Origin of the sequence: Nostoc sp. JL34 (genome assembly GCF_017114945.1) — a bacterium.
In the GTDB taxonomy this organism is placed as follows: Bacteria; Cyanobacteriota; Cyanobacteriia; order Cyanobacteriales; family Nostocaceae; genus Nostoc.
Genome location: NZ_JABXKQ010000171.1, coordinates 1 through 19,142 on the forward strand (window position 1 = coordinate 1; position 19,142 = coordinate 19,142).

At 43.2% G+C, this 19,142-nt stretch carries 13 protein-coding genes and 3 pseudogenes; 3 read left to right on the forward strand and 13 right to left on the reverse strand.

Annotated features, from left to right (window positions below; translation table 11 throughout):
* Window positions 1–256 precede the first annotated feature (256 nt).
* From HWQ44_RS30980 to HWQ44_RS30995, 5 genes and pseudogenes are all read right to left on the reverse strand, one after another.
* A complete protein-coding gene (locus tag HWQ44_RS30980) occupies window positions 257–1,138 on the reverse strand; it encodes a hypothetical protein (protein WP_292725929.1) in 882 nt (293 codons plus the stop codon).
* A gap of 255 nt (window positions 1,139–1,393) precedes the next feature.
* The gene (locus HWQ44_RS30985; RefSeq protein ID WP_292725931.1) at window positions 1,394–2,224 is read right to left on the reverse strand and encodes a PIG-L family deacetylase; all 831 of its coding nucleotides are present in this window, start codon (window positions 2,222–2,224) and stop codon (window positions 1,394–1,396) included.
* Between the two features lie 553 nt (window positions 2,225–2,777).
* A pseudogene (gene pgmB / locus HWQ44_RS33720) lies at window positions 2,778–3,437 on the reverse strand (beta-phosphoglucomutase); the annotation flags it as partial.
* Between the two features lie 34 nt (window positions 3,438–3,471).
* Complete coding sequence (locus tag HWQ44_RS30990) at window positions 3,472–5,772, reverse strand: glycoside hydrolase family 65 protein (RefSeq protein ID WP_366931407.1); 2,301 nt, start codon at window positions 5,770–5,772, stop codon at window positions 3,472–3,474.
* 275 nt (window positions 5,773–6,047) lie between these two features.
* Window positions 6,048–8,459 (reverse strand): sucrose synthase, encoded by a 2,412-nt coding sequence (locus HWQ44_RS30995; protein WP_292725933.1) that lies wholly within the window; start codon window positions 8,457–8,459, stop codon window positions 6,048–6,050.
* A 579-nt stretch (window positions 8,460–9,038) separates the two neighbouring features.
* On the opposite strand from HWQ44_RS30995, the pseudogene HWQ44_RS31000 reads away from it, so the two are divergent.
* Window positions 9,039–9,236, forward strand: a pseudogene (locus HWQ44_RS31000) (HetP family heterocyst commitment protein); the annotation flags it as partial.
* 525 nt (window positions 9,237–9,761) lie between these two features.
* Here the strand turns inward: HWQ44_RS31000 and HWQ44_RS31005 are convergent.
* Together HWQ44_RS31005 and mgtA are read right to left on the reverse strand one after the other, a co-directional pair.
* The gene (locus HWQ44_RS31005) at window positions 9,762–11,396 is read right to left on the reverse strand and encodes an alpha-D-glucose phosphate-specific phosphoglucomutase (RefSeq protein ID WP_292725935.1); all 1,635 of its coding nucleotides are present in this window, start codon (window positions 11,394–11,396) and stop codon (window positions 9,762–9,764) included.
* A 261-nt stretch (window positions 11,397–11,657) separates the two neighbouring features.
* Window positions 11,658–14,249, reverse strand: a complete 2,592-nt coding sequence (gene mgtA, locus HWQ44_RS31010; protein ID WP_292725937.1) for a magnesium-translocating P-type ATPase — start codon at window positions 14,247–14,249, stop codon at window positions 11,658–11,660.
* A gap of 180 nt (window positions 14,250–14,429) precedes the next feature.
* Here mgtA and HWQ44_RS31015 point away from each other — a divergent pair, with 180 nt between their 5' ends.
* Window positions 14,430–14,633: a hypothetical protein gene (locus HWQ44_RS31015; RefSeq protein ID WP_292725939.1), complete on the forward strand. Its 204-nt coding sequence runs from the start codon at window positions 14,430–14,432 to the stop codon at window positions 14,631–14,633.
* A gap of 125 nt (window positions 14,634–14,758) precedes the next feature.
* On the opposite strand, the gene HWQ44_RS31020 is transcribed toward HWQ44_RS31015, so the two are convergent.
* Window positions 14,759–15,427 (reverse strand): cadmium resistance transporter, encoded by a 669-nt coding sequence (locus HWQ44_RS31020; RefSeq protein WP_292725941.1) that lies wholly within the window; start codon window positions 15,425–15,427, stop codon window positions 14,759–14,761.
* 222 nt (window positions 15,428–15,649) lie between these two features.
* On the opposite strand from HWQ44_RS31020, the gene HWQ44_RS31025 reads away from it, so the two are divergent.
* Complete coding sequence (locus HWQ44_RS31025) at window positions 15,650–16,906, forward strand: aliphatic sulfonate ABC transporter substrate-binding protein (protein WP_292725943.1); 1,257 nt, start codon at window positions 15,650–15,652, stop codon at window positions 16,904–16,906.
* Between the two features lie 32 nt (window positions 16,907–16,938).
* Here the strand turns inward: HWQ44_RS31025 and HWQ44_RS31030 are convergent.
* The 5 genes and pseudogenes from HWQ44_RS31030 to HWQ44_RS31050 all read right to left on the reverse strand — a co-directional run.
* Window positions 16,939–17,106, reverse strand: a pseudogene (locus HWQ44_RS31030) (potassium channel protein); the annotation flags it as partial.
* Window positions 17,103–17,414 carry a chaperone modulator CbpM gene (locus HWQ44_RS31035; protein ID WP_292725944.1) on the reverse strand — a complete coding sequence of 104 codons (312 nt, stop codon included), beginning with the start codon at window positions 17,412–17,414 and terminating at the stop codon, window positions 17,103–17,105. The gene HWQ44_RS31035 and the pseudogene HWQ44_RS31030, both read right to left, overlap by 4 nt.
* A complete protein-coding gene (locus tag HWQ44_RS31040) occupies window positions 17,411–18,355 on the reverse strand; it encodes a DnaJ C-terminal domain-containing protein (protein WP_292725945.1) in 945 nt (314 codons plus the stop codon). Before HWQ44_RS31040 ends, HWQ44_RS31035 begins: the two co-directional genes overlap by 4 nt.
* Before the next feature lie 120 nt (window positions 18,356–18,475).
* Window positions 18,476–18,802: a hypothetical protein gene (locus HWQ44_RS31045; protein ID WP_292725947.1), complete on the reverse strand. Its 327-nt coding sequence runs from the start codon at window positions 18,800–18,802 to the stop codon at window positions 18,476–18,478.
* 77 nt (window positions 18,803–18,879) lie between these two features.
* Window positions 18,880–19,041 (reverse strand): hypothetical protein, encoded by a 162-nt coding sequence (locus HWQ44_RS31050; protein WP_292725949.1) that lies wholly within the window; start codon window positions 19,039–19,041, stop codon window positions 18,880–18,882.
* Window positions 19,042–19,142 lie beyond the last annotated feature (101 nt).

Sequence of the window (19,142 nt, forward strand, 5' to 3'; positions counted from 1 at the left end):
AGTTATTGATGAAACCATTTTATCTTTAAACACTCCACACAATCACACTGAAAAAAGTAAGTCGGCACAATAAAACCAAACTAGGTAAAGAAAGATAAACTAGGCTAAAGAGAAAATTTATTATGATGTCGTTTTATCCAAATTGCCCAACAAGAACTCTTAGAAAGATTTTTACTTTTTCCTTGTGAATTATTTGAGCGAGTCCTTAAAGATTTACACCTCAGTTCCAAATGAATTGGCAATAAGACCAAAGCCTTCAAGAAACTTTTTCTCCCCTTTCCTCAACGAAATATGTATTAACAATTCTGTACTTTATTGCTCTATAAATATGCATTATGGCTTTCCTAAGTTTAAATATGATTTTCCCCAGAATAGAGCGTTTAGGATCTGCAATTCTTTCGTGTTCCTCAAAATATGTTGACATTTCATCGATGTTTGACTGTCCCTTTTGAATTTTAATCAGTTCCGTTTTGTTATTGAAAAAGGAAATACCTGTCATCTCACTCCATCTCACTGGCAGCCCTGCTTTATAGGCAGCTAGACCTATGGCATTACCTTCGCCTTCATAAACTCCATTTAGCTCAAAATATTTGGCAAGGATTGACCATGTTTCTAAAAAATCAATTTCTTTTCCTGTTGACTTAGTAACAGAAAACAAATATTCATGGACAAAGGTAACATTTTCCCATTCTGGCTCTAAATTAAAAAATTGTGCTGCTTTTTTAATTACTTCAATCTCTCTAGAAAATTTTTTGTTAGTTGTTCCCAAAGCTTTGGCAAATTTTTTCGGCATATCCATACAAGCCCTAGCACTTATCCCCGGCTCTAAAAGCCATTCTATATCTTCTGGCACTGGTGCCAAGATTCGCATATCTGAATCAATGAATATACATGAATTAAATAGAGATAATGCCTTAGCAATAGCAAATCTTTTATCGTGGTAACACTTCACACCCTGCTGCTGATGCTGAAATGCTAAAGCTTGAGGATATTTGCTAAACTCTTGAGGATGATCAGTGAGAATTATAAAAGCAGTATTAGGTGAATATAGTTCGAGGTCTTTTGCTAAGAAACCAGCTAGTGTCCGATACACTTTACCTAATGCTAAAGTACAAAAACAAAATTCTTGTTGACTCATATTTGGAGGATTTGAGAGTAAAACCTTGAAAAAATGAAAGGACTCAATTAGTTAATACAACGGATTGCTTCTTAGTAAAGTACTAATACTTTTCGGTTCAACCTAACAATCCTGGTTGACTGACAAAAGTCTGATTTAAAAAAAAGGATACGTAAGCGGTAAAGGTGAATTCAAACCCTTTTTATTTCCGCCTTAATTGAGAAGTATTGAATGAGGTACAGAATTTTAGTCTACAAGCTAGATAAAAAGCCTTTTTTACTCCTGACCGGAGTCTGATTTGAAAAAAATCTCATAAGGCAAGAAAAACCGCCAGAGGAAACCAGGGGGAAGTACGGCACTTGATTCAGCATCTATAGGTAAATATTGAGAACGGTAAGTTTCAATAGCCTGCTTTTTTTTAGATTGCACTTGATGAATTGCAACTCGATGAGCGCCTACCAATTCATCAAACTTTAGGTTGCTAAACAATAAAGACTTCCAAAGCAACCAGATAGCATATTGCCACAGTTCTACTGTTACTTCTGCTTTAGCAATAGCAGCTTTAACCAATTGATAAGTAATTTCATGATCTAGACTGCGATCTTGTTTATGAGTAACGTACACCTCTTGTGGTTGAAAACTACCTAATAATTGCACTATTTCTTCAATGGTTTGCTGTTGTTCAGTTTCTGTCATTTTGGATAATGCGCCATCACATTTATCAAGAAAGTGAATATCTGTTGATTCCACCCCTAAAATTTTCAAAGCTGCTAGTGCTTCTTCTCTACGAATTTGAACAATTTCTGAACGTGTAATCTTGGTATGACCTCGATGAGAACCTCCTCCATCTGTAACAAAAACAACTTTAATTGGTATCCCTTGTTCACGCTTGAGTGCAATCATACCCCCACAACCTAGTGCTTCATCATCTTGGTGGGGAGAAAATACAATTACCGATTTCTGGTTAATATTTAGTAGTTGACTACCTTGATACAGAAGCCAGTAGAACTGTAGTTGAATCAGTAGTTCTCGAAATTTGTAATTCAACAACCACCACTTATTATGCAGACCTAACTTTAAGCGGTGAAGAAAATATTTTATTTTCATAGGATCATATATGATTTGAAACTTCAAAAAACTCTTAGCAGAATGGTATTAATATTTCCTTACAGAAACATCGCCCAACTGCTATCTAGCATCTGGATTGAATGAGAAAAGTCAATTGCTCTTTGACTTCTGACTTTGATCGTATTTGAATATTTAATTAAATGTATGTCAATCTAATGTCTTTTTTATAATACTTGTATGACTTTAAAAACTACATATATTTGACAAGATTTTGTAATATCAGGTTCAGATGATTCGTTTTTTAATCTTATGAAAATTCTTTATAGTCACGTTCGTTAGAATTACAGAAACTAAGCGACAAGATGTGATTACCTGCTAAAAGCTTGATATATCCCTCTTCTGTCACTCTCCAGGAAGGCGATCGCTAGAATCCTTATGAGGCAATCAATGCAACCTATACTATTAGAAAAAATGGGTCTTGTATTTGTTATTAAAAATGTTATAAGTATTTAACCGAACCTGATATTAAAGAATACTTGTAGTTAAGGCTGATGCAAAGAGATGGGGACGCGTCAGCCCTAATTAGAAGTATTCATCCGAACATGATATTAGCCAATTGCTCCCGTAGGTCTGCCCATTTAATGCCTGCTAGGCTGGGTAAGACAACATGAGCGGCTCCAACTCGTTCAGCGGGGCCGAGTCCTACTGCCCACATCCCAGCGGCTAGAGCTGCCTCAACGCCCACAGCGGCATCTTCTACAACCACAGATTGCTCTGGTTCGATTCCTAGCTGCTTGGCTGCGTATAGAAATAGGTCGGGTGCTGGCTTAGGTTGCTGCACACTGTAACCGTCAGCGATCGCATCTATTTTATCAGCAATGCCCAATCGCTCGATCACAGTTTGGGCATTTTTACTAGCTGAACCAATACCGATTTTAATCCCAGCTTGCCGCAGTTCATCCAAGAGGGCGATCGCACCTGGCAACAAATCCTTGGGTGTCATGTTTTGAATTAATTCCACATAATAGCGATTCTTGCGCTCCATCATCTCCTGGATTTGTGCTTCCGAATACGGTCTATCTCCAAGAATCAGCATGAGGGAAGCACGACGCGATACACCCCGCAGCGCTTCGTTAGCCTCCCGATTAAACGGTATACCTTCTTCATCCGCTAGCTTTTTCCAAGCTAAATAGTGAAGTTCTGCTGTATCTGTTAGCACACCATCTAGGTCGAAGATGAATCCTTGGATGTTGGGGGATTGGGAATTGGGCATTGGGGATTGGGGATTAGGGATTGGGAATTGGGAATTGGGGATTGAGGATTGGGGATTGGAGATTGAGGATTGGGAATTGGGCATTAGTTATTCCTTTTGTCCCCTTGTCCCCCAGTTCCCCATGCAGATCGAAATCGTGCCATTGACCGCGCCAGTGCAGTTTAAACTTCAGGCGCGTCCAGCCTGGGGGCAGATGGGGATTGGCTACGGGCCCTTTTTCGGTTAGTTGGATGCCGGCGAACCCAAAAATTACAGCTTGCCAAATGCCACCAGCACTAGCCCCGTGAATTCCATCACTGGTGTTACCTCGGTTATCTTCAAGATCCACCATTAACGCCCGTATAAACTGTTCGTAAGCTTCGATTGATTTGCTCAAATCTGAAGCTAAGATGGCGTGAACTGCCGGGCCAAGGGACGAACCATAGGTGATATCGGTGCGGGGTGCGTAGTAGTCCCAGTTGGTCTGCAATGCTTTTTCGCTGTAGGGAAAATCTGCTGATTCCCGCATTAAATAAAGCAGCATCAAGACATCTGGCTGCTTGATTACTTGATATTTGTTGATTTTCTCCACACCCAAGATGGCTTGCATGGAGCGATCGCGGGGTTCATAGTCTGCTAAATTAATATCTTCAAATTGAAAAAATCCCTCGCACTGCTCGATTAGTTCTGTTAATGGGTCATAGAGAAACAATATTTTGGCGATGATATCTTGCCAATGCGATCGCTCTTGGGAGGTGAGTTTTAGTTTCTGTTCTAGTTCGGTAGCTCGTTCGGGGAATTTGTCAGTCAACCAATCATAAACTGCGATCGCTTTTTCTAGATGCCATTGCGCCATGCGGTTTGTAAAGGCGTTGTTGTGGACTAATTCATGGTATTCATCCGCTCCAATCACTCCCCGAATTTCATAGCGTTCGTGTTCAGGATTGAATTCGACTCGGCTACCCCAAAAGATAGCGGCATCCAAAATCACCTCTGCGCCCAGCTTTTGCATCCAGTCATCATCACCAGTGGCTTGCCAGTAGTTCCAAATGGCGTAGGGGATATCTGCATTGATATGAATTTCGCGATCGCGGCACCAAATTCGCACGTCTTCACCATAAAAATCGCTTTCGAGTGCCCAACGTGGTGTCACTTCATCTCCGGTAACAGCACTTTCCCAGGCAAACATTGCCCCTTTATATCCGTAATGGGCTGCCTTGCGTTGCGCTCCTGGTAAGGTGTGCCAGCGGTAACTGAGTAAGTTCCGAGCGATCGCTGGTTGGGTAAACAGAAACAGGGGCAGCATAAAAATTTCTGTATCCCAAAAGATATGACCGCGATAGCCAAACCCCGAAAGAGTTTTCGCCGGAATGCTCACCCTGTCATCATGCCGTGAAGCCGCAATTAGCAGTTGAAACAGATTGTAGCGAACAGCAAAAGTAGCTGTGCTATCCCCCTCAATCAGGATGTCACTTTGCTGCCAAACCTCCTCCCATGCCTGCTCATTGGCTTTTAATAATGTTGCGTAGTCTGGCAAGTGCGCGAGTTTTTCTTGAGCGGCTGGGACTGGTGTTTCAATCTCCCGCGAGGTAAAAACTGCCACGAGTTTTTCTACTGTTACAGTCTGTTGCGCTTTACCCAAGAAGGTCGTGCTTAAGGTTGGATAACCAGGGGCAGTATTGACTTGCAAAGATGCTTCAGTGCCTAATATTCTCACCTTAGCTGCCATACAGAGTTCAATTCGGGAGTTGCGAGTGCGGCGTTGCAACCAGATTCCTTCGTCTGTTTTGCCTTGGTCTAGTCCTTCCCAGTGATTGAAACCCTGATTTTCTGGATAACCGTTGATACTAGCTTGAACTTCTATTAATCCATCAAAATCTACTGGCGTTAAATGGCAGCGTAGCGCCAACACGTGAGGATCTGCAAGACTAGCAAAGCGTTCAAAGCTGATGTCTATAGTGTTTCCACTGGGAGAGCGCCAACGCAAGGTACGGCTGAGAAGTCCCTGGCGTAAATCAAGCTGGCGATCGTAGCGCAATATCTCACCTTGATCGAGCCGGAAGCGATCGCCATTCACAATCACAATCAAGGGTAGCCAGTCAGGGCAATTTACCAGTTCAGTGTACACCACCGGTACATCGTCGTAGATACCGTGGATAAAAGTAGCTGGCAATGCATGAGGATAACCTTCCTCAAAACAGCCCCTTGTTCCCAGATATCCATTGCCGATTGTAAAGACGGTTTCTTTAGAGTGCAATTGCTCAGGGTCAAACTGGGTTTCGATTAATATCCAATCTGTGTAGATAAAATGGCGAGAATGAGCTTTTGTTGGCATAAGTTGGGGAGTAGGGAATAGAGAGTGGGGATTGGGGACTGGGGACTGGGGACTGGGGACTGGGGACTGGGGAATGGGGAATGGGGAATGGGGAATGGGGATTTTGAGCTAGATGAATCAGTCTTTGAATTGAACTCCGTTAATTAATAAGTCTTTGAGGTGGATGAATGAGTATCTAAAGTGGATAAACGAGTATCTAAGGTGGATGAACGAGTATCTAAGGTGGATGAACGAGTATCTGAGGTGGATGAATCCAGTCCCCAGTCCCCAGTCGCTCACCCACCCATATGTTTTTCCAAAATCTTTTCGACTCTGGGCTTATAAATGAGATGAAATAAGGTTTCCATATACCGATCTCTGGCTTCGTTATTTTCGGGAGCAACAAAGTTCCAAAAACTAAAGATTTTAGCCAATAGTAGTAATTGATTGCTATGTAAATGCCAATTATATTTGTGATGAATTCGCTGACTCATCCATTCTGAAACTTCGTGCCAGTATTCAGCATGAGTATCACATTGTTCAAGGAAATCTAAAATTTTCTTTGCTGTTCCTTCTAAGTCCGTCGGATTAACATTAAATCCGTTTTCTTGGTTATCGATAATTTCTAAAGAACCGCCAAATTGAGTAGTGAAACTTGGCAAACCGGAAATCATGGCTTCCAAAATACTTCGTCCGAAGGATTCAAAGCGGGCAAAATGGACATAAATTCCTTGAGAATCTGCAACTACCCGGTAGGCTTCACCGAGTTCACTGCTAGGGATACGCATCCCCACCCAGCGAATTTTGCCATAGAGATGATATTGATCGATAATGTCGTAGAGTTTTTGAATTTCTTCTGCTTCTTCTGAGTTTATAGCTTCATCTGGATGCAGTTTACTACTTAAGATAATCAGGTTACAACGCTCTTGCAACGCCTGACTTTTACCAAAGCATTCAACTAAACCAGTGAGATTGTTGATTGAAGTGATGGTATCAACGGCAAAGATTGGTCGCTTGTTAAGTTGATCTAAATGACCAAAGATTTGGGGGTCTTCGCGGCTAAAGAGGAGGTCGTGGACTTGTGTACGAAGATGAGAATCTCGGTTTTCTTTTTGACTATAGGGAAAGAAAATAGTTTCATTTACTCCCGGCGGCACTAAATTGAATTTAGGATTAAACAAATCAATACCATCAACCACATGATACAACTGCGGCATTGTAAACCACTTGTACGACTCGTATTGACCGATGGTATCGGGTGTGCCGACAATTTCTTGATAGGACGATGTAATGATGAAGTCGGCTGCATTCATGCTAATCAAATCGGCGGTGAATTGTACCGAAAAGTGATATTTATCTTCTAAATCTTGCCAATATAAATTGCTAAATAGATATTTAGGTTTTGCCAAGGAATGGGCAATGTTACACTGGGTAACTTTCATCCGGCGAGATAGGAGAAACGCTACTAAGTTCCCGTCGCTGTAGTTGCCAACAATAAGATTAGGTTTACCCTTAAATTGAGCTAGTAATTCTTTTTCTGCATCTAGAGCAAATTGTTCTAAATAAGGCCAAATCTCAAATTTAGAAATCCAATTGTTGGTGATTTCTGAATTAAATTCACCAAAAGGAACGCGCAATATCCAAGCATTTTCAGTATCTTGGACTTTTTCTAAGCGCAGGTTACAAAATGTCCCTTCACAATTAGGGATTAGCCGAGTCAGAATAATTACATGGGGTTTAATGCCTAGCTGGTCGAGTCCAGCGAGTTTGATTTGTTCACGCAGTTCGTTTTCTAAGCTGCGAGCTTGTTCGAGGACGTAGATAACTTGACCGAGTGTTTCATCTCTTCCCAAAACATCTTCCTGTCCAACCCAGCCGTGGATTGAAATGAGGACGACGCGAAAGACGGCGGGGACGCGGGCCACAAATGTTTCTAAGATGCCAGGTTCTGGGGAGTAAATGAGTCGGTCGAGGAGTTCTAGGGTTTCGGAGACTCGCGCCACAGTGTCACCCCAACCAGGTTCAAAGCCGAGTTCTTGGAGGTCAAAGCTAAATTTTTGATATGGTTCATGAGGCGATCGCTGACTCAGGAATTTGAGCGCTTGCTTGATTTGTTTGGCTAGCTGAATACCGGAGGAAATGCGATCGCTCAACAACAGGCGAATACCATTGTATTGCAGTCCATGTAATGCTTTAAATAACATTTCGACCCAATATTCGGGGTTAGTCAACAATTGACTGCACAGGTAACGGTTGAGGAAAGCTAAACCTTGACCTATATTTCTGGCGTCGTCGATTCTTGGAGAACCTTCATAGAAAGGGTGGAGGTCGATTTCGAGGATGTGGTCTTGGTAGCGGTTGACTAAGCGATCTCTCACATCTAACAGCGCTTGAGGCGTCATTTGCTCGAAGCTACTCAAGTCGGCTGTTAGTTGCCAAACTTCTTGGTTAGCAATCTTCGGTCGAATCACGAACCAAGTACTTTCCTCTTCAAGAATTATTTCGTGGGTGTACTGTATCAGTTTGCCAACAGAAGAAGAGTGGTAAAAATAGGCTGGCTTTTGGGATTGATGACAGTAGTCAGCAAAAGCTTGTAAAATTTCATTTCTCAGGAAATAACGCTTACCTGAAGCACTCAACGCATAAATTAACTGATGTAGAGCAGTTTTTTCATCACCGTTGAAGACAGCTTGAACTAGTTCATACATGATGACGAATTCCAGAAATTTAGCTAGGTCACGACCTCATTTTTCCGGTCTCCAGTTCTGTGAGGTACATTTCCCCCATAATGGTAAATAATGATCAGAACTTTTGCGTCTAGCTCTGGGATGAAACCCTGCAAGTCTATGGGATTAGGGCATAGGGAGTGGGGGACAAAGGAACAAGAAGAATAACCTACCCAATCCCCAATCCCCAATCCCCAATACCCAATCCCCAGTCCCCAATTAAAAAACTGCCAATTTGGCTAAAGTGGCGGCAAAGACAGATTATTCTATGTATATAAGTTAGTTCTCAATCCGGCATAAAACACTATTCCCGATTAAGCAGTACAACAAAATTTGAGCGATCGCCAGTAGAACATCACCCCATAAATAAATTAAATCCAGCAAGTTTTACCATAATCAAACCAAATGTAAGCAGATTAAAGGCTAGTTAAATAGTCACTGCCAAAATTATCATCCGTCGTCGTTGTATTGCAGATATGTTGCTCAACCGAATTCAGAAAACAGAATATGGTGGGATAAACTGATACACCTCGATTCAGATAAGTTACATCAGGGTTAGCTATGAACTACCACATTTCTTCTTCTCAGAAAAATTTTCACAAAGCGATTAGTCCAGAACAATTAGAGCAGGTTATGGAAGCCATTACCGATGGTCGATATTCCTGGGCTTGTGTACTGATTTTGCGTTTCGTTGGTTACAATCCACTCCACTTTATTCCCCAACGAACTTACAGCCGTTTAATGAAAGACAATAACCAGTTATGATATCTTTCAAATTTGCCAGAAATTACAAGCAAGCTTTCAAATCCCTCTCATTTTTACAAATATACTGGCGACTATAAATCAATCCAGTTGATGTTAACCATAAAAACATTAACCTGCGGAGGTTGGATTGAGGTAAAAAACCCCCAACAATTAACGATTGATGTTGGGTTTTGTATCTCAGCCTAACCTCCGATTATCTTTAACTGAACCATATTGCACTTGCACTCTAAGCCTCGAAAACCTAACCCCCCAGCCCCCCTTCCCTACAAGGGAATGGGGGTTTCAAAGCCTCTTGATCTTTCGGGGAGAGGAATGGGGAAGAAGGAAATAATATTATGTTCGGGTAAAGACTTATCATTTAGACCGCAGGGGTGCAGGGGGCAGGGAGCAGGGAGAAAGAGGTTTTCCTGATTTTTGCAGGGATGCGGTAATCATAAGTAATTAACCGGACTTGATATAACTCCTAACTCAGCACGGGCTAAACCCTAGCTATCCGCTAACAGCACTCAACACTCAGCACTAAGTAATCACAGTTGGCTGTTCTCGTCCTGTCAGTTCGTGGATCTGGGCTATTTCCTGGGCAATAGTAATTAAAGAAGCAAGTGCTTCCTGTGGATTGAGGTCATGTTTAGCGGGATCTGGCTCGTAGCTTTCTAGATAAACTCTTAGGGTTGCACCTTGAGTTCCAGTACCAGAAAGTCGCACCACAATGCGGGAGCCATCGGTAAAGCCAATACGAACACCTTGTTTTTCGCTAACGCTGCCATCAACAGGGTCGGTATAACTAAAGTCATCACTGTATTCGACTTCATAATTACCGAACTGCTTGCCTTTAAGATTTGGTAATAAAGAACGCAGTCTTTCTATTAAGGTATTGGCTGGCGCTATCTCTATCTCTTCATAGTCATAGCGAGAGTAATAATTGCGTCCATAAGTCTGCCAGTGTTCCCGGACAATCTGTTCAACAGATTGTTGTCGCACTGCTAGGATATTCAGCCAGAAGAGAACAGCCCATAGCCCATCTTTTTCGCGGATATGATTAGAGCTGGTACCAAAGCTTTCTTCACCGCAGAGAGTAGCTTTACCTGCGTCTAAGAGATTGCCGAAAAACTTCCAACCAGTGGGCGTTTCATAAGATTCAATGCCAATTTGAGCCGCAACTCGATCTACTGCTTGACTAGTAGGCATCGATCGCGCTACACCGGCTAAACCAGAACTATAACCAGGGACTAGTTTAGCGTTTGCGGCTAATACTGCGAGACTATCGCTAGGAGTGACAAAGAACTTACGCCCTAAGATCATATTGCGATCGCCATCTCCGTCAAAAGCAGCCCCAAACTCTGGCGCATCTTCGCCGTACAAAATATCCACCAACTCATGGGCATAAACTAAATTTGGATCAGGGTGCCCGCCGCCAAAGTCTTCTAAGGGTGTACCATTAAGCACAGTTCCCACTGGTGCGCCCAAACGTTGCTCGAAAATGGCATGGGCATAGGGGCCAGCTACCGCGTGTAAGGCATCGATGCTAATCCGAAAATTTCCTCTTGTCAACAGTTGGCGAATCCCTTCAAAATCAAACAGGGATTCCATTAACTCTTGATAATCCTGTACAGAGTCAATCACCTCAACTACCGTCTCTCCCAAATGTGACTCACCCAAAGTTTCTAAATCTACATCTGGTGCTTCCAGAATTTGGTAGCTATCAATTACCTTACTGCGATCGTAGATCGCCTCTGTCACTTTTTCCGGCGCTGGGCCACCATTACTAATGTTATATTTCACGCCAAAGTCACCATTTGGCCCACCCGGATTATGACTAGCAGACAAGATAATACCGCCAATAGCCTCATACTTGCGAATAATCGCAGAAGTCGCAGGAGTAGACAAAATCCCCCCTTGACCAACTTTAATTCGCCCAATGCCATTAGCCGCAGCCATTTTCAAAATGATTTGAATAGCTTGGCGATTGTAATAACGACCATCACCGCCCACGACTAGGGTTTGTCCCTGTAAGTCGCCCACAGAATCGAAGATAGATTGGACAAAATTTTCTAAGTAGTGTGGCTGCTGAAAAACAGTAACTGCTTTCCGCAAGCCAGAAGTACCGGGTTTTTGGTCACTGAAAGGAGTGGTGGAGACTTTACGGATGTTCATAGATAATCTTTAACAAAGCATTTTCTCTTACAGCTTTGCATAAGTTCGTTACAAAAAAATTGCCACGCATTAAACCTTCTTTGCATGAAACAAAAAAGCTAGTCCTGACTAGACAATTGTGACTGTAAAGCTCTATAGCCAAAAACCTTGGTAAGCAAGTTTGTGAATCAGCCAAGGATGCCCGGAGCGCCATGACCGGGGCCTGCGATGTAAATCACGTCCAAATCTGTACTAAACTATGCTTCTTCATCAACTGAGAGATTAAAATTTCACGTGGCTGTAAAACACCCGTTTTACATTCTCAGCCGCAGTCACATAGAACAACACGATCGCTCCCAGAACCAGCACAAAATTCAACGGCAATGGTTGAAATCCGAGTAGGGTTGCTAACGGTGTCCAGGGAATGATTATTGTCACTCCGATAGTCGCCAGTGTTGCCGCCAACAAGTATTTTCCTGGCTTAGTGTTGAAAATGGATTGGCGGGTACGAACGACCAGCACAACTAGCGATGCAGAGATTACAGACTCCAAAAACCAGCCTGTTCTAAACTGTTCTGGTTGAGCATGCAGCAGCAATAGCAGCGCCCCAAACGTAAGGTAATCAAATATTGAACTCAACAAACCAAATACAATCATAAAGTTGCGGATAAACTTGATATCCATCCGGCGAGGTTTGTTGATTAACTCCTTATCTACCCGATCTGTGGCGATCGTCAATTCCGGGAAATCGGTGAGTAGATTCGTCAACAAAATCTGACTAGGTAGCAGCGGCAAAAAGGGCAGAAACAGAGAAATTCCTGCCATACTAAACATATTGCCAAAATTGGCGCTAGTTGCCATAAATACATACTTTAAAGTGTTGGCAAATGTCACCCGTCCTTCCTTTACGCCTTCAATGAGGACATTCAAATCCTTTGCCATCAACACAATATCAGCAGCTTCCTTAGCGACATCGACTGCGCTCTCGACTGAAATGCCAACATCGGCAGCATGAAGCGCAGAGGCATCGTTAATGCCGTCTCCCAGATATCCAACTACATTCCCCGCTTTTTTGAGGGCGATGATGATGCGCTCTTTTTGGTTTGGCTCTACCTCGGCAAAGACATTTGTATCTTGTACTCGATGCATCAAGGCTTCATCACTGAGCTTTTCTAGTTCGGAGCCTGTCAACGCCTTTGGTTCAGGCAGTCCTACCTGCTGAATGATACTCATCGCCACCGCCTTGCTGTCTCCGGTAATCATCTTCGGGGTGATTCCTAGCAGTTGCAACTCTTTGAGGGTATCAGCGATGCCAGCTTTGGGCGGATCGAACAGAGCGAGGTAGCCGAGAAATGTCATGTTCGTTTCATCGTCTTTGCTGAAAGAATCTTGATTAAAATCACGATAAGCCACACCCAAGGCTCTAAATCCCTTACTGCCCAAGTCTTCAGCCTGTTGGTGGAGTTTTTGTCGCTGATCTGCAATGGCGATCGCTTTTCCCTCAGCCGTCTCAACGGTTGAGCAAACATCCAGAATATTTTTCAGTGCGCCTTTAGTGATAATTAAATGCGTATTCTCATATTTGAACAAAATACTTAAACGTTTGCGATTAAAGTCATAGGGTACTTCATCTAGCTTTTGATAGCCAGAAATATCGAATGTTTTGTATTCACGAATCGCTGCATCAATGGGATTGACATAACCAGACTCAGATGCAGCATTCAAATAAGCGTAAAGTAGAACGCGATTCGCCTGCGGGGAGTCTACGCGATCGCTTTCTTTCCCTTCCACATCAACCGCAGAGTGAATTTTCACCTCTCCTTCCGTCAGCGTCCCCGTCTTATCGGTGCAAAATACATTCATGCTGCCAAAGTTTTCGATCGCAGGTAAGCGCTTCACAATCACCTGTTTTTTCGCCATTTTCTTAGCACCACGAGCCAGGTTAACGCTGACGATCGCAGGTAGTAGTTGAGGAGTCAAACCGACCGCCAGCGCCAGAGAAAACAGAAAGGATTCCAGTACTGGGCGATGGAGGTAGACGTTAGCGACAAAAATTAGCACTACCAAAATTAGCGTTACTTCCATCAGAAAGTAGCCAAATTTGCTCAGTCCCCTTTCAAATTCGGTTTCAAGAGGTCTGAGTTTCAGGCGTTCCGATACTTTGCCGAATTCAGTTTCTTTTCCGGTATGAACGACTACAGATGAAGCCGTTCCACTAATCACATTAGTTCCCAGATAGAGGGAATTGGTGCGTTGGCCTAGTCCAGTTTCAACCGGCAATACGCCATTTAGCTTGTCAACCGGATAGGTTTCTCCTGTCAGTGCTGCTTCATCCACCGATAGGTCTTTTGACTCTAAAATTAGACAGTCGCCCGGAATATTTTTACCTGCATTCAGCAACACAATGTCACCCCTGACCACTTCTTCGTTAGGGATTTCTTGAGATTGACCATCCCTCAAAACAGTTGCTTTAACTTGCACTAATGCTAATAATTTTTCGACGGCATTCGAGGCTCCTTGCTCTTGCCAAAATCCTAATAGCCCACTGATGAAGACGATCGTCAAAATGATTATGGCATCTGCCGCATCTTTCAGAAAAATCGATAGCACCGCCGCAAAAATCAGAATCAAGATAATCGGACTCTTGAACTGATTAAGCAACAGCATCCATGCGCTCGATTTGTGTTTTTGTTTGAGGCTATTTGCGCCGAACTCACTCAGGCGTTGTTTGGCATCTTGACGGCTTAACCCTGTGGTTTTAGAGTGCGTCTGTTGAAGCACCTGATCCGTGGATAAGCTCCAAAACGTGGAGAGTTGGGGATTCATCGGTTTGATTTGCAGTAAATCTTTTGGCTGCCTAACGCGACTCGGCAAATTGCTGTCGAATCTTCGCCGCGATTTGAAGATCCGTCATTTTGTCAACTGTTTCAATGATTTGGTCATTAAAAACCTAACTCCTCAGCCCCCTTTTCTACCCTAGCGTGTACACACAAGTTTTTTAGAGTTACTGCATAACTTAGAGTAGGTTAATTTTTGCAGGTCAATACAACTAAGATGCAGGTCAATGCAACTAAGGTGCAGGTGGATACAACTAAGGTGCAGGTGAATACAACTAAGGTGCAGGTCGATGCAACTAAGATGCAGGTCGATGCAACTAAGGTGCAAGTCAATGCAACTAAGATGCAGGTCAATGCAACTAAGATGCAGGTCAATACAACTAAGGTACAAGTTAAGAAACTTGTGTTGGTATTAGTGTGATAGGCAGTTGTTTTATTTCCTGAATGAATTGATTGAATACGGTACAAAACGTAACTGAAAATGCAGGAGTTAAGCTTTATTTACTTTAGCCTTCACAATCTCACCAAACTGATAACGTTTATCTGTCAAGTGTTCGGGAGAAAAATACGATAAGATTCGCTGTCTACCAGAATTCTGAAACCCAGCCACATCAGAACGAAGGGAAAAATCTTGCTAGCATAACGGCTGAGTATCAAAGCGATACCAGGTAGACGAGTCAGATTATAGGACATAAACAGCCAGCAAAAAACAATGAAATAGCAAACTGGTACGATCACAGTGAGATTTTGGATTGAGCTAGTGGCAAACAGGGGGATATAGATGCCAAGATTGTTGCCGCCGTTGGCAATTGTGACCGAGGAGACGCGATAGGTCTGCGGATCGCGGATTACGTCCCAGAGCGATCGCTTTCTGGAATCAAATCCATGAAATTTAGAGTTTCTTTTCAGATTGGCTGACTTATCTTCAACTGAATCATCCTTATTCAGGTTGAGTAGATTGTTCAAGCCAATGAGTATTGGCAGAATCCCCAATAGACCAGTCCAAGTTGACGGAATTGCTAGACCCAAGAAGAACCCAAGTAAACTTACTATCATTAATGCCGTGAACCCTAGAATCTCACCAACTACAACATGTTGAGGACGAAAAGTCCGATTGACATCACTGAAAAAAGCAGTTAGATAAATATTGTCATCAAATGTTGTTGCCACAGCCGTAGCTAGCCCGATCTTAATTGTTGCAATTAACCAATCCATCACCATTCCTCACTCAACACCTATCTGATGACCGAAACTAGCGATCGCTCAACGTTTGTAGAAAATCCGCACAATATCGATATGATAATGTGAGTATCGCATATTGGGTGTAACGAGGCAGCAATTTTGGTAGTTTATATATATCAAGTGGTGCTTTGAATTTATCCCCCATCTCCAATTCATCCGGCAATTTGCATCACCTAATTTATTAAAGGAGTTATTATGATTAGCCGTTTGATTGACCTTCTGCCTAAATGCACAGGTCAAAATATCTTACGGTCGCTCAGATCAGCCACTCGTAGATCGGCTACCTACAGGTTTGCAATTCGATTTTCCATCGGACTTGTCTTGATTTTGGTCTTACCTCTAGTTTTTGACGGTCATGCTGTTGCTGCTGCTGAATCTGGTAATCAGTTCCAACTATCCAAAAGCTCCATAATTCAGTTACTGGAAACTGTGGGACTGTTTATGGGGGGGATAATTTTCTGTGTAATTTTGGATCGCTGGTTTTCTCAGCGTTCTGCTCAATCTAGCAACACGCCCTTAGCAGAGCAGGCGCGGCGGCTGAAGCAACTCAAAATTGGATATCCAGAGGGAATGACCAACCTGGAAGTTCTTCGGACTCAAGGCTTGCTGGAAACGCGTTTGCGACCTTATGGGCTGATTGTCACCTGGACAAGCTTTTTATCAGCTTCTTCTCTGATAGAAGCACTTAGCAACGGGACGATTGACTTCTGCGGCGGTGGGGGCACGGCCAGCATCTTCTCTCAAGCGGCGGATCATGTATTTGTGCGGGTGGCTAAGGAAAAATATACCGCTCCCAAAGGTCAAGCGATTTTAGTACCGGAAGATTCGCCGATTCAGACATTAGCAGACCTGAAGGGCAAAAAGATCGCTTTTGACAAAGGCTCAAGCGCACATTATATACTTGTGCGATCGCTAGCAAAAGTCGGTCTAGATTTTAGTGACATCCAGCCGGTTTATCTGACACAACCGGAGGCGCTGCCTCAATTCCGCCGGGGTGAAATCGATGCTTGGGTGATTTGGGTTCCCTACACAGCTACTCTTGCCCGAAGCGCTTACCCAGGGCGATCGATTACAGACCTAGAGAGCATATTTGGTGACAAAACCTCCGTGGAAGTTCCCACCTATTACTACGCGATTCCAGAACTGGTACGCGACTATCCCGACTTGCTTAAGGTGATTTTAGAAGAGGTCAACGAAGCTGGAACTTGGGCTAAGAAACAAGAATTAGAAGCTGTTCAACGATTGGCTAAACACCATGAAATCGATCCATCCATCGTAGAAATTTTACAGAAACATAGTGGCGAACGCGCCATCATTCCGATTGACGACCAATCGCTCGATGCTCTACAGCATCAGGCAAATATATTTAGAGATTTAAATCTGATTCCTGAGCGGGTGAATGTCAAAGATGGAACCTATAGTTTGCAGACCAAGCAAAACTGGACTTATTAAAATTTAGAACCAAAGCCTCTCTGAAAGAGACTCGCTTCTAGTAGAGGATTCAGTCCCCAAACTAACTCAACAATATAAAAGTCCCAACCAAGCAAAGCCCAGCACCAGCATCGGCGTTTCTAGCCAATCTTCCAACTGTTGCAGCACTTCGTGCGCTCATGATCTAATGCGGGCTTTGACCGTTGATTCAGATAGCTCATAACGAGTTCGATGGATGAGACTGATACAACTTTAGCTGTGCGCGTAATTGGGCAATTTCAGTCGTCATATCTAGCACCATTGCCGCTCCGACTAAGTTCAGCCCCAAATCTCGACGCAAGCGTTGAATCTGAGCAATTCGCGCAATCTCGCGGGAATGCAGTAAATCACCGATGGGTTCGATTACGCCTAACTCAACGTAAAACTTCACCAGCGTAATCGAAGTCTTAGTGATCAACGCAGCATATTCAAAGCTGTAAAGTTGCTCACCTTCGAGTGAAACTACGGTTTTTGAAAGGCTGAAGGTCATAATTTAATCTCCTCTAACTGGGTACGTGGGTTAAAACTAGTGTTTGCCTGGATTTTTTCGTAGTATTCTTGCTCGATCGCACTCAGGTTTTGTGGCGTGACAATCTGAAGTTTGGCAAATAAGTCACCTCGTCCCCCTTTTGGCAATGTCCAGCCTTTGCCGCGTAGTCTGAGCGATTGCCCCGATCGCACCCCTTTAGGAACTTTCATCGTCACGCTACCATCGGGGGTTGGTACGCTGATTTCTGCCCCTAAAACCGCTTCATCAGGGCGAATGGGAATGTCACAAACGAGGTTATCGCCCTCAAATCGATAGAAGGGATGGGTTAACACTTCGATAGTTAAATATAAATCGCCGCGCTGTTGAGAGAACGGACTAGGACGACCTTTACCCTTAAGCCGAATTCGACTGCCTGGTTTTGCTCCTGCGGGAATGCGGACGTTGATCGTTTCTTCGTCGAGTTGCAAACGCTTTTGAACACCGTGAAATGCTTCGGAAAATGTGAGTGCGATCGCAGCTTCAGTATCCGGTGCAGGAGCTTGAGAACGAAATCCCCCATTAAAATCATCAAAGCCACCAGTGGAGGTTTTACGTCTCGTTCGACCCAGCAGATCGTTGATAAACGAATCAAAATCGCCGTACTGATCGAAGTCGCCTGTTGCAACATTAGTTCCGCTAGGTGGCGGCGCTTCAGTGTAACCAGGATTATTCCAGTGCTGACCAAAGCGATCGTACTTCTGCCGCTTCTCTGGATCAGAGAGTACTTCATTGGCTTCGTTCAGTTCTTTGAACTTTGTTTCTGCGTCTTTGTCTCCAGGATTCAGGTCAGGATGATATTTGCGGGCAAGCTTGCGGTAAGCTCGTTTGATTTCTTCAGGGGTTGCGGTTTTGCTTACTCCCAAAATGGGGTAATAGTCTTTAAAATCTGTTGTAGTTGGCATCAGTTACCTCTTGTTCGCGTAGCGGCGATCTAGGAGAATTGCAGTTTTTTTTGCGGTGGGTGCATTTTCAGTTAGAGATAAGTTTCAATTCGATCATGTTAACAATTGCTCTCACGAAGTCTAGCGAAGCTTCACACTTTTTCTTTCAAGGCGATTTCTGTATTTCCAATAAGCAAAGCCACTAATAATAATCATCACAAAGGCAGGAGCCGCAAGCCATAACCAGAAACCAGGAAGTAACTTGATTACTAGAAGCTGATTATCAGGACTATTACTATTAAATAACGCAAACCAATATGTTGAGATTATGCCTGTAAAGCCTACAATAATTGAACAAAAAGCAGAAGTTATTGAGAACTTGTATTTCTTCTGTACAAAAAATTTACAGGAATACCAATAAAGTGGATTAGCCAACCAGCTAAGAGCCGGCGCTTGAATAAATAACAATCCAAGTACTCCCCCAATCGTATAAAGGTCAAGGTAGATAAGTTTGTATCTTGAGTTTGATGTGCTTCAGGAAGAATTTATTCAACGATCGCCACTATTAAAGTGCCTGTTGTAAATGCAAGTACAATTAACTTGGGCAAATCAGTTTGTCCGCGCAACCCCCAATAGCCCAGCGTCGCACCCAGCCAAACAGGGATAAGAAACGCCGCAAGTAACCAAAATCGCTGTGTTCGCGGCATATTTTGACTCTTAAACTCTGCGGCCGCAACTCTCTCCGATGTCAGCGTTTACCAATTAAGTCTTTAGTCATATCTGGGACTGGTTTACGGTCATCAACATT

Excerpts from the sequence above, each read along its gene's own strand:
- HWQ44_RS30980 (WP_292725929.1), bottom strand. The coding sequence starts at position 1,138 with ATGAGTCAACAAGAATTTTGTTTTTGTACTTTAGCATTAGGTAAAGTG.
- HWQ44_RS30985 (WP_292725931.1), bottom strand. The coding sequence starts at position 2,224 with ATGAAAATAAAATATTTTCTTCACCGCTTAAAGTTAGGTCTGCATAAT.
- HWQ44_RS30990 (WP_366931407.1), bottom strand. The coding sequence starts at position 5,772 with ATGCCAACAAAAGCTCATTCTCGCCATTTTATCTACACAGATTGGATA.
- HWQ44_RS30995 (WP_292725933.1), bottom strand. The coding sequence starts at position 8,459 with ATGTATGAACTAGTTCAAGCTGTCTTCAACGGTGATGAAAAAACTGCT.
- HWQ44_RS31005 (WP_292725935.1), bottom strand. The coding sequence starts at position 11,396 with ATGAACATCCGTAAAGTCTCCACCACTCCTTTCAGTGACCAAAAACCC.
- HWQ44_RS31015 (WP_292725939.1), top strand. The coding sequence starts at position 14,430 with ATGCAGGTCAATGCAACTAAGGTGCAGGTGGATACAACTAAGGTGCAG.
- HWQ44_RS31020 (WP_292725941.1), bottom strand. The coding sequence starts at position 15,427 with ATGGATTGGTTAATTGCAACAATTAAGATCGGGCTAGCTACGGCTGTG.
- HWQ44_RS31025 (WP_292725943.1), top strand. The coding sequence starts at position 15,650 with ATGATTAGCCGTTTGATTGACCTTCTGCCTAAATGCACAGGTCAAAAT.
- HWQ44_RS31035 (WP_292725944.1), bottom strand. The coding sequence starts at position 17,414 with ATGACCTTCAGCCTTTCAAAAACCGTAGTTTCACTCGAAGGTGAGCAA.
- HWQ44_RS31040 (WP_292725945.1), bottom strand. The coding sequence starts at position 18,355 with ATGCCAACTACAACAGATTTTAAAGACTATTACCCCATTTTGGGAGTA.
- HWQ44_RS31050 (WP_292725949.1), bottom strand. The coding sequence starts at position 19,041 with ATGCCGCGAACACAGCGATTTTGGTTACTTGCGGCGTTTCTTATCCCT.